Below are 15,779 nucleotides of genomic sequence, written 5' to 3'. Positions count from 1 at the left end.
ATTAGTGAGTTATGAATAAGACATCGTTTGGAGGAGGAGAAGCGAGATGAAACGAACATTAGGCATTCTTGTACTTGCAGGCTTGGTCAGTGGTGTCCTATCAGGCTGCTCAGATCCCAAGACCTCCGCGAAGAGCGGAGAAGAAGATCAAGTTCTGCAATATCAGTCTTCACCTGGAAGTGTTTCTTTTCCGGAGCTGGCTGCAGATTTGGGCTACTTGGGGGACTTGAAACTGGAATCCATAGGCGACAGCGTTGGGGGACCGGAGAGCATTCAATTAACGGCGACGAAACAAATCGACTTTGGATCAGCTTTTAATGGAGCCATTATCAAATCCTACTCCCAAAACGTAAAAATAAAATCGGTCGTCGGCTCATACGGCAGTGATGAACATACGTACATCGGCGCCTATACCCTTGAGGGGACGCCAATCCAATCGGCCAAAGATTTTATTGGGAAAAAGGTAGGCGTCAATATTCTCGGGGCCCATTTGGAGTTTGTCCTCAAAGACTATTTACGACAAGGCAATCTGACGGAAAAAGAAATTGAACAGGTCACTTTGGTGACTGTCCCAAGTTCAAGTGCGGAACAGGTTCTGCGGAATCAACAGATCGACGTGGTGATGTTAAGCGGAATCGGCCGGGACAGGGCTCTGGCAACAGGAGGAATTACCGAAATTTTCAGGGATATCGATGTGTTTGGCAAGGAGTTTACTGCAGGCGACTATTTCTTCAGTGAGGATTACATCCGGGAGAATCCGAATACGGTGAAGCAATTTGTAGACGGGGTTGCCAAAGCCATTGACTGGGCTCAGACCACACCTAGGGAGGAAGTCATCTCGCGGTTCGAGGACATTGTGAATCAGCGGGAACGCAAGGAAACGACGGAAAACCTTAAATACTGGAAGAGTACAGGCATATCGGAAAAGGGAGGCGTCATTACTCCATCGGAATACAGAACATGGATCGACTGGCTTGTGGCGAATGGTGAGCTAACAGAAGGTCAGGTGAAACCGGAAGATTTATATACCAACGAATATAATCCATTTGCTCAATAACCTTTTCATATATACCCCAAAATTCAAACACACGTTAACGGAGAGGCAGTACCGATCTGGAGAAGCGAAGCGTTCGCCTGAAAGCTTTCTGAAAGAAAGCTGCATCGGAAGCATAGGCTTATCACCGGATTTTCCCCTTAGAAAAAGGGAATCAAAAAAATCTGGGGATAACAGCGATCGGAAGATGGTACTGCACTCGCAGTGGCCTTGTGTGATAGATAAATGTGGTTTATATGAATAAGTTTTTAACCAAAATCAGATAAGGGAGTGGTTCGTATGACTAGAAAACAAATGAAACTGGGAGCTTTCATTAATCTGCCGGGACATCATGTAGCAAGCTGGCGTCATCCTTCTTCAGGTGCAGGCCGTGCATTCGATCTGGATTATTTAACGGAGATTGCACAGACAGCTGAGCGCGGTAAGTTCGATATGATATTTTTTGCCGATGTCCTGGGTCAGCGGCTTTCCGGTAATGCACACTCCTCCTTGAAGCTGGACCCGGTTATCATCATTTCGGCCCTCGCGGCTGTGACGAGAAATATAGGGCTAACGGCCACGCTGACCACGACCTATAACGATCCGTACCATGTCGCGCGTAAATTCGCAGCGATTGATCATCTATCCAAGGGACGGGCTGCCTGGAATGTCGTCACATCTGCCAACGATGGAGAAGCTCTCCTGTTCGGTAAAGAAAAGCATCTGCAGCACGCGCTCCGTTATGAACGTGCTGAGGAATTCGTGGACGTTGTCAAGCAGCTATGGTTGTCCATCGAGGATGAGGCGCTTGTCATCGACAAGGAAAATGGCCGATATCTGGATGTAGAGAAGGTGCATCCGGTTAACCATGAGGGGGCATGGTTTAAGTTGCAAGGTGCCCTTGATTCCCCAACAACACCGCAAGGGCATCCCGTGATTGTTCAGGCCGGGTCTTCGGAATCCGGCAAAGAGCTGGCAGCGAAGACGGCTGAAGTCATTTTCACAGCTTGGCAAACGCTTGAAGAGGCACAGGTCTTTTATCGGGATGTCAAAGGGCGACTGGCTAAATACGGACGCAAGTCGGACGATCTGAAGATCATGCCTGGCGTGTTCATTACAGTGGCTAAAACAGAGGCAGAAGCCCTGCTGAAGCAGCAGCAGTTAAACAGCTATATTCTGCCTGAAGTGGGATTAGCATATCTCTCTGCTTTTACGAATATTGATCTGTCCGGGTATGATGTCGAGGAACCACTTCCGGAAGCAAGCTCCATCGAAGATGAGACCAACCCGCGAATCCGCTATAACATCATTCGGGATATTGCGAAACGGGAGAACCTGCAATCGATACGTGCAATCTATGAACGAATCGCAGGAGCACGCGGTCATCGGGAGATTGTCGGGACTCCGGAACAAATTGCGGATCAACTGGAAGAATGGTTCCTGAATGATGGTGCAGATGGCTTTAATATCATGCCGCCTCATTTCCCGGAGGGCTTCAACGATATCATCGAACTGGTGGTTCCTGAATTGCAGCGGAGGGGATTATTCCGTACCGAATATGAGAGCAGTACTCTGCGAGGGAATCTGGGGCTGTCTGTACCTGCCGTAAAAACACCCGAGAAGGCATTAACCGGTGCGAGTACAGGTGAAATTGTGTAAGGCATTGGCATTAACATAACGCAACCGTTCATGGTTGCGTTTTTTTGTTGGGCCAACGAAGTGACCTCCATAGGGAGGAGGAAGCTTATCTTCTCGCCTTTCAAGCCTGGTCCTAGACCCATCCCGTAAACTCCAGTATGGATGCTTTGGCAGACTGTACTTCGGTTTGTGCACTTTTACGCCAAGCTTTGGGGGACTGCCCCATCAGTTTGGAGAAGCAGCGATTGAAGCTGGAAATGGAATGAAAACCGACTTGCTCGGAGATCGACAGAATGGAATGATCGGTGCTCTTCAGCTGTTTGCAGGCCTCTTCGATGCGTGTGCTGTTGATGAATTCGAGAGGGGTCGTTCTCATAATCTCATAAAATTTTCTGCGGAAATGCGTTGTGCTCAAGTGGCACAGATCGGCCAAAAAGTCGATGGTCATGGGGGTCATGTAGTTCTTGGTGATGTACTCGAGTACAGGGGAGATAACAAGGTCCCCTTTCAAGCCATGATCTGTACCCTCTTCTGACAGGGGGCGATTCCGGAAATGAATTCGAAGGAGCTCAATATACAGGGACAGCATCAAGCCGTAGGCACTTTCCTGATAATAGGGATTCTGTTGTCTTAACTCCTCTACGATCGATGTGGCAAGCGTGTACACCTTGGGATGCTGCTCCTTGCTGAGCACACAGTTCATTCCCTGTACTGCCCACAGATTCGGCTCAAAATCACGGTATGTACCTTTTAATGAATGCTGAAACAGGTCCTCCGGCGAAAAGAAAATATAAGCCCACAAACTGGCTGTACCAGGCGTGCTGTACGTTGTATGAGGAAGATATCGCGGAATGAAGGTCACATCGCCGGCCTGAAAGGGGACGGATTCTCCCTTGATCTCCATAATGCCGCTGTCGGAGTAGCAAATGCCAATCTCCAGATGGTTATGAAAATGAAGATGCTCGCTCTTGATATCGGATATTTTCCAGCGTTCACCGCTTAATAGCAGGACGGGAAAATGGATGGGCAGGCTGTAATGACGGTATTCAATAACAGGCTTCTTTTTTTTAGGCATATACGATCCCCCTATTTGTTAATTGGAGTCCATTTTAATTAGAAACTACAGTAAAGGTAACCTTTAAAAAGGATGAACTTCTACAATTACACGGTAACGGAGAGGGCAGAACAAATCTGGAGAAGCGAAGCGTTCGCCTTTATCACCTGATTTTCCCCATAGAAAAGGAATCAAAAAATTCTGGGGATAACAGCGATCGGAAGATTGTTCTGACAGCGGAGTGACTTAGTGTAAACCTTTGATTTTATTCATAAATGGTTGAAATTGCGCAGTTTTGTTACGAATATGCTTAGATTGACACCATTTTACTGCGTAGAATGGAATAAGTAAAGCGTTTACAATACGAACGGACACCTCTCAGGGCGCACTTGGGGGCGTGTGTCCAGGAGAGGGGAATACTGATGCTTCAAGTGAAATATGACAGGGAAGAGATTTTGAAGGTCATCGATAATGTCACCCAAAAAACACTATCCATGGATTTGACATGGGACTGGCCTTGCGGTGTTGCCTATTACGGTGTAACCAGAGCCTACCAGACGACAGGCAACAAGGAGATTCTGGACAGGCTGGTTCAGTGGGCGGATGAATATATTGAGCTGGGCCTGCCGAGCTGGACGGTAAACACCTGTGCCATGGGACATATGCTGATTACGTTGTATGAAGAGACAGGGGACCAGAAATATTGGGATATCGCGCTGAGCAAAGTGGATTATCTTCAGAATCATGCACTCCGCTTCGGAGACAACGTGCTGCAGCATACCGTATCCGTTGCCAATGACTTTCCGGAACAGGCATGGGCGGATACCTTGTTTATGGCTGCATTTTTCCTGCTGCGCGTAGGCAGCAAGTTGAAGGATGAAGCCATGATTCAGGATGCCCTGAATCAGTATTACTGGCATATCAAATACCTTCAGGACCCAAGCACAGGCTTTTGGTATCACGGGTATAACAATGTCAATAAGGACCATATGTCCGGATTTTACTGGGGGAGAGCGAATGCCTGGGGTGCTTACACAATGTCGCAGGTGAAACCTCAATTGAAGGACTGGTATTTGTATCCGCAGTGTATGGACGTCGAGTGCTCGCTTCGGGACCAACTGGCAGCCTTGAAGCTGGTTCAGACGGACAACGGCTTGTGGCGAACGGTGCTGGACGATGAGGAGTCCTATGAAGAAGTATCGGCGTCTTGCGGTATAGCGGCGGCCATGATCAATAACGGCAATCCGCTGCATACCAAGTATGTACAGAAGGCATTGGACGGTGTACTGAAAAATATCACTGAAGATGGACGTGTATTGGGCGTATCTGGCGGCACGGCAGTCATGAAGGATCGGGAAGGGTACCGCAAAATCCCCAAAGACTGGATTCAGGGCTGGGGTCAAGGCCTGGCACTCGCTTTTCTGTCCGACATGTTGAGATAGGAGGAGATCCAATTGTCCAAAAAAACAACGGGAGCCTTCACCCTGCCCGGAGAATCCGGTTATGAGGCACTGACACTGAAACTCGCTGAACGGTGGGGTGCCGATGTCATTCGTGACAGTGACGGGACGAAATTGTCGGATGAGATTATCAACGCCGGATACGGCATTTATTCGACGATCTGTATCATCCGGGATCATAATGAGTGGGCATCCCGCAATACGGATAAGCTGCAGCAATGTTTTCTCATAACGAACCCCAAGGTAGCTGTGCAGGATTACCTGTCCATCTATTTGATGGAGGATTTCTTCGCTGAACAGTTCAAGGTGAACGATTCTCGGGAAGCATTCAAGTATTGGCAGGTCTATGACCGGACGACGGGGGAAGAGGTGCCGAGAGAACAGTGGAATTATGAACGGGAATCCGGGAATGTGGTCATTACCGGCATTGTTCCGTGGCACAAATACACCGTCAGCTTCATGGTTTACCGGATATGGGAAGAGATTTCGATGTACAACCATACGACGAATGACTGGGACAAAGAGCATCTGATGCAGATCGATCCCATCTATCCGGAGACACAAGCATACTTGCTGAATTGGATGGAAAGTTGGTGTCAGGAGCACAAGGAAACGACCGTTGTTCGGTTTACTTCCCTGTTCTATAATTTCGCCTGGATCTGGGGCAGCAGTGAGCGCAATCGCCATCTGTTCTCGGACTGGGGTTCATATGATTTTACGGTAAGTTCAAGAGCGCTTGATCTGTTTGCCAAAAAGGCTGGCTATTCCCTCACGGCTGAGGATTTCGTGAATGGCGGTAAATACCGGGTCAGTCATATCCCTGCGAATCAGCGCAAACTGGATTGGATGGCGTTCATCAATGATTTTGTGATTGAATTCGGTAAAAAGCTGATTGATATTGTACACAAACATGGCAAGCTGGCCTATGTTTTCTACGATGATAGCTGGGTCGGCATGGAGCCTTATAATGACCGCTTCCAGGAGTTCGGATTCGACGGCATGATCAAATGCGTATTCTCCGGGTATGAGGCCAGAATGTGTTCTGGGATCGACGTGGAAACGCATGAAATTCGGCTGCATCCATATCTGTTCCCGGTTGGTTTAGGTGGACTCCCTACCTTCAAGGAGGGCGGCGACCCTACGCTGGACGCCAAGAAGTATTGGATTAACATCCGGCGTGCCCTGCTCAGAGAACCGATCGATCGAATCGGACTGGGCGGGTATCTGCATCTGGTGGAGCCTTATCCGGATTTTGTGGAATACATCGAGAAGATTGCCAATGAATTCAGGGAAATGAAGGAGCTGCATCAGGCTGGCATGCCTTATCAGATCAAGACCAAGGTAGCCGTGCTGCATAGCTGGGGCAAACTGAGATCATGGACCTTGTCCGGGCATTTCCATGAAACGTACATGCATGATCTCATTCACGTCAATGAAGCATTGTCGGGATTACCGGTTGAGGTGCAGTTTATCGATTTTGAAGACATCCGTCAGGGCGTACTGCATGACTGCGATGTCGTGATCAATGCTGGCTCTGCCGGTTCCGCATGGAGCGGTGGTGAACACTGGAATGACCATACTTGTGTGGACCTACTGACGAAGTGGGTGTACGAAGGTGGTACATTTATCGGAATCAATCAGCCTTCGGCGATCGAGGGATACGACAGCTTTTTCCGGATGGCACATATTCTTGGCGTGGATGAAGATACAGGGGCAAGAGTTGTTCACGGAAAATGGTCGTATGAGGTACGAGATGAGCATGGTTTGGTACCGGATGAAGCCAGCATAACGCCGAAGAAAGGCATTTATCTTACGGATGGCACGGCTGAGGTGCTGCATGAAACGGATGGTCATATTACGTTGTCTACGCATGCATTCGGCAAAGGAAAAGGGATCTATCTCTCCGCATTCGCATTCAACTGGGAGAATACCCGATTGCTGTTGAATCTGATTCGCTATGCAGGCGAGGAGTACGAGGAAACGAAGTATATCCCGGATAACCTGTATACCGAGTGTGCGTATTATCCGGAAAGTAACATATTGGTTGTGATCAACAATAGTGACCAGGTTCAGACAACAACGATTGATACAGAGTTTGGAAAACAAACGCTGGAACTGGCTCCGTATGATACAGTTATTACCAAGATTGGTGCAACTAACTCGGTATCCTCATAGGATATCTTCTTTATCGAAAATCGTCTCATAGACCGTTACCCTAGCCAGGGAGCGGTCTATTTGGGCTGAAAAGGAATTTTGCTCATGAATATTTTATAATGTAAACCATACAGGCAAACCAATCGGATATCTTGCTCTAGATTTAAAGATCGTGGGGGTGTAATCAATGATTCGTATGGCTGTCGGCGCGGTCATTCAAAAGGGTGATGAATTGCTGTTAGTTCATAAGGTAAAGGGAGCACAGGGGAAAATCAAAGGAACATGGGATTTCCCGAAAGGCGGGATGGAGCCGCAGGATGAGAGCTTAGAGGCGGCACTGCTCAGGGAGTTAGAAGAAGAAACGGGATCAACAAACTTTATAATTAGCAAACCGTTCAAGGACCGAATTGCCTTTCGTTTTGACGCTATAACGCAGGAGAAATTGGGATATCAGGGCCAGGAAACGACGATGTTTCTGGTCGAATACGCTGGAGACGGGACTGACTTGAAGCCTCAGGATGATGAGATCGATGATATTCGATGGTTCCCCATAAACCATGTCGCTCCACTGTTATTTCCGGAGGCCCGTGTGTTCTTTGAAAGCTACGTTCTGGTGAGAGGAGAAGATTTACTTGATTGCGGATTTTAAAGTGTTGACCGAGTTCCTCCAAGGTCATGATGAGGCAGAGGGTTCCATTTCAGAGGAAGACATTCAGGAGCAGGAGCGTCGTCTTGGCAAGCCTTTTCCGGCGGCTTTGAGTGAATATTATAAGAGGTTTGGGCGGTCACAATATATTACGCAACACTGCAATAATCAGTATGAGCCGATGCTTCTGGAGGATATCTTTGTACCGGATTCGGATTTCTTTACAACGGACAAAGCGTTTTTGATCTTTTATCAATGCGAAGAATCGGTGATCTATTGCGGCATACGTTTCAGTGATCTGACGAAGGAAGACCCGCCGGTGTATCTATGTGCCTGGAACCGTCCGGATTGGTCGCTGGAGAATGAATCACTCACCAATTTCCTGGTAAGCAAAGCATTTATTCAGATGGGGGTGGAGGACAGGCTGCCCTATTGGGTTATTTTTGATGAGAACATGTGGGGGTTATCGGACTATCGATCCTATTGGGGATTAAGCGACGGAGCATATGAAATTCCAGAAATGTCCTCTCTTCAGGCTTGGCGGATATGTTGTAGGGATAATGTCATTCTCCTGTTCGAAATGGCTGTTGGTGAAAGCGAGGAAGACGTATTAGCCGTATATCTGGCTTCTTTTGACCGGGAGCGTATAGCGAGCCTGTTGAATCGTACAACGCAGGACAGGCAGCTGCCTGACTATAGAACCAATCTTGGTTCATAGTTACAACTTACTTTGCTGAAGGGTCAACCCTGCCAAAACGTCAAAAAGGCTTTTGTGAACAGCTACATGTCCGCAAAAGCCTTTATTTCCGACTGGATTAATAAGTGAAGTGCGTATTATACACAAATTTAATCTGAATGGCAAGAGGAAAATGATTGCTTTTAAACGGGGGATCGTTTATTCTAAAAAAAGGAAGTCTACTAAATATGGTTAGGAGGAACATAGAATGGAAAATATGTGTATGAACATGATGATGAATATGTGCATGGAAGAAATGATGAGTAAAATGAAGTCCATGAAAATGATGATGGAGTGCATGGAAGAGAATAACATGATGGAAAGCATGGACATGAACAAAATGATGTCCTGCATGCAAGAGTGCGACGAAATGATGACCACCATGATGGGCATGATGAGCAGCATGAAGAAAGCATCCATGTAATTATCGATACATCATCTAATGTAAAGCTGGCGGGCTTTACATTATTGCCGAACAGTCGACTGTAGCATTGAAACGATTAGTAAGCCTTTAAACAAGGCGGGTTGAGCAGACAAACTGCAGACCGGCTTTTTTTCTTTATATATATTGAAGAATTTTCCTCGATACATCAATACGCATCAGCTTCAACATTAACCATTGCTCCTGTAAGGATTCTGCCTGAGAGCCTTCGGAAGCCCCCCGCAGTTTATTGAAAATTTCCAACAACTGATTGTTAATTCGGTCATAGTTAGCAAGCAGTTCACGCAGCAATCGAACTTTCCGTTCTTCTTCCAACATGATGTCCCTCTGGTCACGAAGCTTCCTGAGAAGATCTTCAGCCCATGCCGAGTCCCCTATAGTCTTGGCATAGTTATATAAGTCCAAATAATCGTTAACCCAAGTTTGTGTCCAAGAACTCATGGCATTTTTCACTCCAGTCGGCTTCGCTTTTCTATATACCGAGTATTATACCCGGAATAATCAAATATACAAGTGCATAATTGAATTTTTTATTTAATTTTGCATAAATATTTGTGAGTATTACTGATGCGTTAACTTATGAAACAAGGAATTGGAGGCTGTGTTTAGTGCTTAATGATGTCGATGATTTTGAGCTGAGCATCCTTGGCTTCCGGGATGGGATACAGGACAAAAACATGATTCATTTTGGGATAAACAAAGGTATGATGGTCAATGTCTTGGTCAGTTAGCATCTTGTCGAGCTTCATGATGTCGGGGAACAGCCCTTCATGTGTTCCGACAAACATGGTGATTTCCCCGAGCCCTTCGAAATCTCCGTAAATCGGACTAATCAGCGGATCATCCAGCGATTTGTCAGCTGCCCATATCCGCCGGATTACATCATATCCTTCTACAGCGAGCATGGGGTCCCTCGACTCATAATCAAATATGACCGGGTTGTCCAGAACCATATCCACACATGGAGACAGTAAAATAATATCTTTGGGCTGCGGAAGATGATTCATCTGAATGTAATGTGCCAGACTTAGCGAAATATTCCCACCCGCTGAATCTCCCATAATCGTAAGTTGTGAGGGATCTTGTACCGATTCAAGGATTTCACGATATAAGTTTAGTAGTCTTGGATACGTATGCTGATAGTTGAAGTGAGGCACTTTGGGATAAATGGGAGCGATCACTTTGGCGTTCAGTGCCTGGGCCAGGGTGTCCATGAATCTCCAATGCAAGCTAAGAGGTTGATGCGTATGAGCGCCGCCATGTATATATAAGATGACTTTTTGTGCGTCTGAATGCTGGTCATTCAATGTAAATACCTTCATGTCCTCAAAGAAACGCTCTGATCGGGGAGATGTGAGTTTCACCTTACCTAACTGATAAGGCTTAATATTCTCAAGTCCCACTTGGTCGATGTGCTTCCGGGTGTTGTCCCGCGTGGAGAAATTCTTCTTGGTGCCTGATAAAAGAATAAATTTTTCAAATAGATAGCTCATTAGAGAGCGTCTTTTGTTATAAACATTCATACTCATCTGTATGCCACCTCTCGTCTAAATTACGATATCTACAGTATAAAGGTTGAAGTGTACTTCAAGGTCAAGGGTTAGATTCAAAGCGAGAACACTAAAGGTTGTAAAACGAGTTTGCCAGAATGCACACTTCTTTTAACTCCTCTTCCAAAATGTACCTGTAACCTATATATTAAATGATAGGAGTAACAGAAATTATTAAACCAAAGGAGCATTAATATGCTTAATTTTAATCAACCCATGGCATTGCGCTCGATTTTAAGTCCGAAATATTTGGAATTTGCTTTAAGAGATCAATATGAATTGGGTCCATGGGAAGAATGCTTGTTTTGGCTGCGAGGATTAAATGATACATACCGGGTAAAGACGTCCACGGGCTTGCACATCCTTCGGGTATACCGTGCCGAGATCGGGGAGGAAGAAGTGATCACGGAGTTGTCCGTGCTATCTCAATTGAAAGCGATTTTGAATACTTCCGTGCATGCAGATGTTGGTGATTACATTAAGAGGAGGGATAGTAGTGATTACACCGTTCTGGATGCGCCGGAAGGCAAACGTGTGGCCGTGATGTTCCGCTATATTGAGGGGACCGAGAACAACCTGGAGGATGAGGAGTCCTGTTATGCTTTTGGTCAATCTGCGGCTGAGCTGCACAAGGCTATGGATCAAGTGGTAGTGGAGCAGCCCAGATATGAGCTGGATACACGATTTCTGATTGATCAGCCGCTCGCGCTTATTATGGCGTATATCGGAGAGTCGCATGAAGCGGGACCGTTTTTGGTTGCGTTTACTGAGGAGCTGAAGAAGCGGATTACAGCATCTGCCCGTAGTCTGGAATGGGGACTGTGTCATGGCGATATGCATGGCAACAATAATGCCTTTCAGCAGGGAGGCTCGTTTACGCATTATGACCTGGAGTGGACAGCCAAAGGCTGGCGAGCCTATGATCTGGCTCAGGTAAAGGCTAGAAAGAGACAATCCGGTGAGCAAAAAGCACAATTATGGAATGCGCTCATGGCAGGTTACCGTTCGATACGAAGCTTCTCTCCAGAGGACGAGCAGGCCGTAGACCTGTTCATTATCGCTCGTAGATTCTGGGTCATGGGTCTGGATGTTGCTTTTATCGAAAATGATATGGGAGCACTCGATTATGGTGACGATTGGCTGGACAGTTTTATCGAGGAATTTCGAGAAGCAGGAATCATATAGTTTCAGAAGATGATGAACTGTTTTACACCTATTTTGAATTATCTTAAGCCCCCTCTGAATCAATCGGAGGGGGCTTTTTCATATAATAAGCTGCCTTGGTGAACGTTAGCTTGAAGATGATGAAGCGGCAGCAGCAGCCGAAGCCGCCGCAGCGGAGGCCATGGCGGCCTGCTGTGCGATGATAATGTTGGTGATGCTGGTAGAGAGTGTCGTGGTCAGCACACCGCTTCGCAGATTCTCAACATGCTGAACAGCCACCAGGGCAGATGAGAATAGAAGCAGCTCCTGTTTGGTGATCGACCATGCCCCGAAGCCCTTTTGGTCACGCAGCCAGTCGAACGTTTCTTGCACCTGATCCACCAGTGTGTCTTGGTGGACAGGCAGCAGAGAGAGCACTCCGAGGGAGGATAGGGTATACGTTTTATCCAAGCGGATACTGCGTTTACGGAACGCCTCCTGTAATGCCAATACACGCGCGCTTGATTCAGGATTGTCGTCTCCAAGGACCAGTACCTGGGTCAATGCCTGCACGCTGTTGCCAGGGGAGAATTCTGGCTTCAGTTCACGATAGAGCTGCTCCATGCGGGCCACACCGGATTCCACATCCAGATCGGAGAGAGCCAGCATGGCTGCGAAAATATAGTCATCCTGTCCGGTCAGGAAGCGGTGTTTTGCTTTCATCTGATCGTAAAAAGCCTTGGCACGCTCCACCGTGTACTGAAACTGGTCAGGCGCTGCCTGGGCAGCAATCTGATAGGCAGCCACGGCCAGGAAATCGGAAGTGCGGAACTTGATCTGTTTCATCAGATCGTAGACATGCAGGGTGTCCGCCAGCTTCGACTCCTGATCCGTGGTAAGGGAGAGCATTGCGGCGATACTGATGGCCGAATTGCCCCTGAATACGGAAAAGAGGTTTGTATTTTGCTTCATCAGATCATGACTCTGGCGAACGGCCTCACCATCTGCCGTTTTATTTTCGCCTGCATAGAGAAGTGCCGCAAGGCGATGCATCATCGGATTTTGCCATTTGAACGACTTCTTGATGATCTGTGTATTGGAAACGAATAATTCGACTCGTGCTGCGTGCTGCTGCTCCATATGCACACCTCCCTAAATGAGTAGTTGTTACCCCTAGTTTATTAGGAATATTAAATGAATTAAAGCAAAAACTTCCATGGGGTAGATGAATGCCCTTAAGAACGAATTTTTAAATGGATTGCGAGGGTGCTTCTCAAACTAGAAATGCATTATCGTATGTATGATGAAAAAGATGTCCAGCACCCAGAATGTAATTGTTTGTTATCCAGAAAACGTTATAAATGATAAACATTCTCATTAAAAACGCTTCCTTACATTCCTTGTTGTATTTCTTCGGCACATCTCGTACAATTTGGTGAAGCAATTCTGCATTGCGTTAATGTGAACATAAAAATGGTATTCTGACAACACGAAGCTGCACACAAGAAAAGGGGAGAATCGTTTGGAATCGAAGCAACTATCTAGAGGGCTTAAGCCCCGTCACGTTGAGCTGATTGCACTCGGGGGTACAATCGGCGTTGGATTGTTCATGGGATCGGCGAGTACGATCAAATGGGCAGGTCCTTCGGTGCTGCTGGCCTATCTGCTGGCCGGGATCATTATCTTTTTTGTCATGCGTATTATGGGTGAGATGTTGATTCAGGAGCCTGTCACCGGATCCTTTGCCACATTTGCTCATAAATATATCAGTCCGCTTGCCGGGTTCCTGACCGCCTGGAGTTACTGGTTCCTCTGGGTAACGGTGGGGATGGCGGAAGTTACGGCGATCGGTATCTATGTCGGGTACTGGTTTCCGGATATTCCACAATGGCTGCCGGCACTGGCTGGTGTGCTCATTATTGCGGCGGCGAATCTGGCTGCGGTGAAATATTACGGGGAGTTTGAATTCTGGTTCGCCATGATTAAGGTAACAGCCATTGTGTTCATGATCGTGATCGGAACGGGCTTGATCTTCTTCGGTCTGGGTAACGGTGGACAGCCAATCGGATTATCGAATTTGGTGAGTCATGGAGGCTTCTTCCCGGGAGGAATCAAAGGATTCCTGTTTGCTCTATGTATCGTAACGGCTGCCTATCAGGGCGTGGAAATGGTCGGTATTACGGCAGGGGAAGCGGAGAATCCGAAGCATACGCTGCGTAAAGCGATCAAAAATATCGTGTGGCGTATCCTTATCTTTTATGTAGGGGCTATCTTCGTCATCGTGACATTGTACCCGTGGAATGAAGTGGGACAGACGGGAAGCCCGTTTGTACTCACATTTGCCAAGGTCGGTATCGTGGCTGCTGCGGGCATTATCAACTTTGTGGTGCTCACGGCTGCGATGTCGGGATGTAACAGCGGAATTTACAGTGCGGGACGTATGTTATATACGCTTGCTGAGAATGGACAGGCACCTGCCTTTTTCAAAAAGCTGTCCAAAGGCGGGGTTCCACGCAACAGCATCGTTATTACGATCTCCCTGCTGCTGATCGGTGTAATCTTGAACTACCTGATGCCGGATTCCAAACTGTTCCTGTATATTTACAGTGCAAGTGTTCTTCCGGGGATGGTGCCGTGGTTCGCACTGGCCTTCAGCCAGTTCCGGTTCAGAAAGCGCTGGGGTAATGAGATGGAGGAACACAACTTCAAGTCCAAATGGTTCCCCATCAGCAACTACATTATTATTGTGTATCTGATCCTCGTTATCATCGGGATGGCGTTTAACCCGGATACGCGTTTGCCCCTGATTGTGGGTGCGACCTTTATGGCCATCGTGGTGATCGGATATTTTGTATTCGGCGTTGGGAAAAAGCAGCGTGTAGACGGTGGAGAAGAACAATAGTTTTATGTTATAAAACTGTGGTGTGAATTGTTCAGTGGGTGCCCAAAATGCATTTCTTGAGTACATCGAAGAATCTTTAGAGATTCGGTGTCATTCAAGGGTGCATTTTTTGTTTTTTTTGTAACAATGAGTCGAAATAACAACTTAATTTATTGAACAGTATTAAGGCTTACCTTATAATCAAGGAGATTGAAGAATTTGTAAACATACTGGGGGAGTTTGCTAATGTTAGTAGGAAAAGGCGCAGTGCGTGAGATGTCAAATGATATCGACAAAGTCATCAGAGAAATCGACCAGATCACCCAATCCAAAATTGACCGGGTATCGGATAAAATTGACTCTGAATTGAACTCTTGTGGTCGTGAGCTTTCAAACGCTGCAACGACATTATCTCAGATCAAGCCTCTGATTGACAGATTGGTCGCACAAGTTGGACAAGATGCTCCTGATCATGTACAAGTACTGGTAACATCGATTGCACAGGAAGTAATGTCCAAAGTTATAGCTACTAGCGGCAACATTGACGAGGTTCAGAAGAACATTAAAGATGTAGATAAGTTAACCAACGAAATTGATAGTCTCACGGACGAAATTGACAAGTTGACAGATAAGATTGATGAAATTACCGATAAGTATCAGAAGTAGGGAGGATAGGTCTCTATGAGCGATTATACACCACCTGTAGGTCAGCCCAATTACATATCGGGTGGCTGGGGCAACAAACAAGCAAAAGAAACGGCTTTAAAGATAGATCATATTGCAGATAAGGCCAAGTTTGGCATTGAGATGCTGGGTACAGGATTGGATGGAATAGATGCTATTGAAAAAGAATTGATTGAAATCTCCCATGCGCCGCAGCCTCCTACACAAGAGCAGATTCGATCGATGGCTCATCGCCTGGATGCACATCAAAAGCAACTCCAACTGGCTTTGGACCGGATTAAAGACATGATGACAGATATAGAAAAAGAGACGGATGCTATTCAAAAACCACGTACATCCTGGTAAGAGTAAGTTTACG

Annotated in this window: 15 protein-coding genes; 11 read left to right on the top strand and 4 right to left on the bottom strand. The window is 46.7% G+C overall.

The features are described from left to right. Positions 1-46: 46 nt before the first annotated feature. Together ABIC22_RS05830 and ABIC22_RS05825 are read left to right on the top strand one after the other, a co-directional pair. A complete protein-coding gene (locus ABIC22_RS05830; RefSeq protein ID WP_354479255.1) occupies positions 47-1,057 on the top strand; it encodes an ABC transporter substrate-binding protein in 1,011 nt (336 codons plus the stop codon). Positions 1,058-1,333: 276 nt separating this feature from the next. Beyond that, positions 1,334-2,692, top strand: coding sequence for an LLM class flavin-dependent oxidoreductase (locus ABIC22_RS05825; protein WP_354479252.1), 1,359 nt, complete (start codon positions 1,334-1,336; stop codon positions 2,690-2,692). A gap of 112 nt (positions 2,693-2,804) precedes the next feature. Here the strand turns inward: ABIC22_RS05825 and ABIC22_RS05820 are convergent, their stop codons facing one another. Next, positions 2,805-3,746, bottom strand: coding sequence for an AraC family transcriptional regulator (locus ABIC22_RS05820; RefSeq protein WP_354479249.1), 942 nt, complete (start codon positions 3,744-3,746; stop codon positions 2,805-2,807). 401 nt (positions 3,747-4,147) lie between these two features. On the opposite strand from ABIC22_RS05820, the gene ABIC22_RS05815 reads away from it, so the two are divergent. The 5 genes from ABIC22_RS05815 (at position 4,148) to ABIC22_RS05795 (ending at position 9,145) form a co-directional block, all read left to right on the top strand. After that, positions 4,148-5,167 (top strand): glycoside hydrolase family 88/105 protein, encoded by a 1,020-nt coding sequence (locus tag ABIC22_RS05815; protein WP_095288562.1) that lies wholly within the window; start codon positions 4,148-4,150, stop codon positions 5,165-5,167. Positions 5,168-5,179: 12 nt separating this feature from the next. After that, on the top strand, positions 5,180-7,360 hold the full coding sequence (gnpA, locus tag ABIC22_RS05810; protein ID WP_354479246.1) for a 1,3-beta-galactosyl-N-acetylhexosamine phosphorylase: 2,181 nt from the start codon (positions 5,180-5,182) through the stop codon (positions 7,358-7,360). A gap of 166 nt (positions 7,361-7,526) precedes the next feature. After that, on the top strand, positions 7,527-7,988 hold the full coding sequence (locus ABIC22_RS05805; protein WP_354479243.1) for an NUDIX hydrolase: 462 nt from the start codon (positions 7,527-7,529) through the stop codon (positions 7,986-7,988). Further along, positions 7,972-8,703: an SMI1/KNR4 family protein gene (locus ABIC22_RS05800; RefSeq protein WP_354479241.1), complete on the top strand. Its 732-nt coding sequence runs from the start codon at positions 7,972-7,974 to the stop codon at positions 8,701-8,703. Before ABIC22_RS05805 ends, ABIC22_RS05800 begins: the two co-directional genes overlap by 17 nt. Positions 8,704-8,929: 226 nt before the next feature. Beyond that, positions 8,930-9,145, top strand: coding sequence for a hypothetical protein (locus ABIC22_RS05795; protein WP_127538379.1), 216 nt, complete (start codon positions 8,930-8,932; stop codon positions 9,143-9,145). Between the two features lie 135 nt (positions 9,146-9,280). Here ABIC22_RS05795 and ABIC22_RS05790 read toward each other — a convergent pair whose 3' ends face one another. After that, a complete protein-coding gene (locus tag ABIC22_RS05790) occupies positions 9,281-9,604 on the bottom strand; it encodes a hypothetical protein (RefSeq protein ID WP_354479238.1) in 324 nt (107 codons plus the stop codon). A 164-nt stretch (positions 9,605-9,768) separates the two neighbouring features. Then, positions 9,769-10,692, bottom strand: a complete 924-nt coding sequence (locus ABIC22_RS05785; protein ID WP_354479235.1) for an alpha/beta hydrolase fold domain-containing protein — start codon at positions 10,690-10,692, stop codon at positions 9,769-9,771. Between the two features lie 216 nt (positions 10,693-10,908). Between ABIC22_RS05785 and ABIC22_RS05780 the strand changes: the two genes are divergently transcribed. Next, positions 10,909-11,898 (top strand): phosphotransferase, encoded by a 990-nt coding sequence (locus ABIC22_RS05780; protein WP_354479232.1) that lies wholly within the window; start codon positions 10,909-10,911, stop codon positions 11,896-11,898. Positions 11,899-12,003: 105 nt separating this feature from the next. On the opposite strand, the gene ABIC22_RS05775 is transcribed toward ABIC22_RS05780, so the two are convergent. Beyond that, on the bottom strand, positions 12,004-12,996 hold the full coding sequence (locus tag ABIC22_RS05775; protein WP_354479229.1) for a DUF4003 family protein: 993 nt from the start codon (positions 12,994-12,996) through the stop codon (positions 12,004-12,006). Positions 12,997-13,378: 382 nt separating this feature from the next. On the opposite strand from ABIC22_RS05775, the gene ABIC22_RS05770 reads away from it, so the two are divergent. The 3 genes from ABIC22_RS05770 (at position 13,379) to ABIC22_RS05760 (ending at position 15,766) form a co-directional block, all read left to right on the top strand. Then, positions 13,379-14,758, top strand: coding sequence for an amino acid permease (locus tag ABIC22_RS05770; protein ID WP_354479227.1), 1,380 nt, complete (start codon positions 13,379-13,381; stop codon positions 14,756-14,758). Between the two features lie 225 nt (positions 14,759-14,983). Then, on the top strand, positions 14,984-15,403 hold the full coding sequence (locus ABIC22_RS05765; RefSeq protein ID WP_095288570.1) for a hypothetical protein: 420 nt from the start codon (positions 14,984-14,986) through the stop codon (positions 15,401-15,403). Positions 15,404-15,418: 15 nt separating this feature from the next. Next, positions 15,419-15,766 carry a hypothetical protein gene (locus ABIC22_RS05760; RefSeq protein WP_095288571.1) on the top strand — a complete coding sequence of 116 codons (348 nt, stop codon included), beginning with the start codon at positions 15,419-15,421 and terminating at the stop codon, positions 15,764-15,766. Positions 15,767-15,779: the final 13 nt, after the last annotated feature.

Origin of the sequence: Paenibacillus sp. PvP094 (genome assembly GCF_040546835.1) — a bacterium.
Taxonomy (GTDB): domain Bacteria; phylum Bacillota; class Bacilli; order Paenibacillales; family Paenibacillaceae; genus Paenibacillus; species Paenibacillus illinoisensis.
The sequence above is the reverse complement of the archived record's forward strand: the minus strand, read 5'-3'. Positions and strand labels throughout refer to the sequence as shown.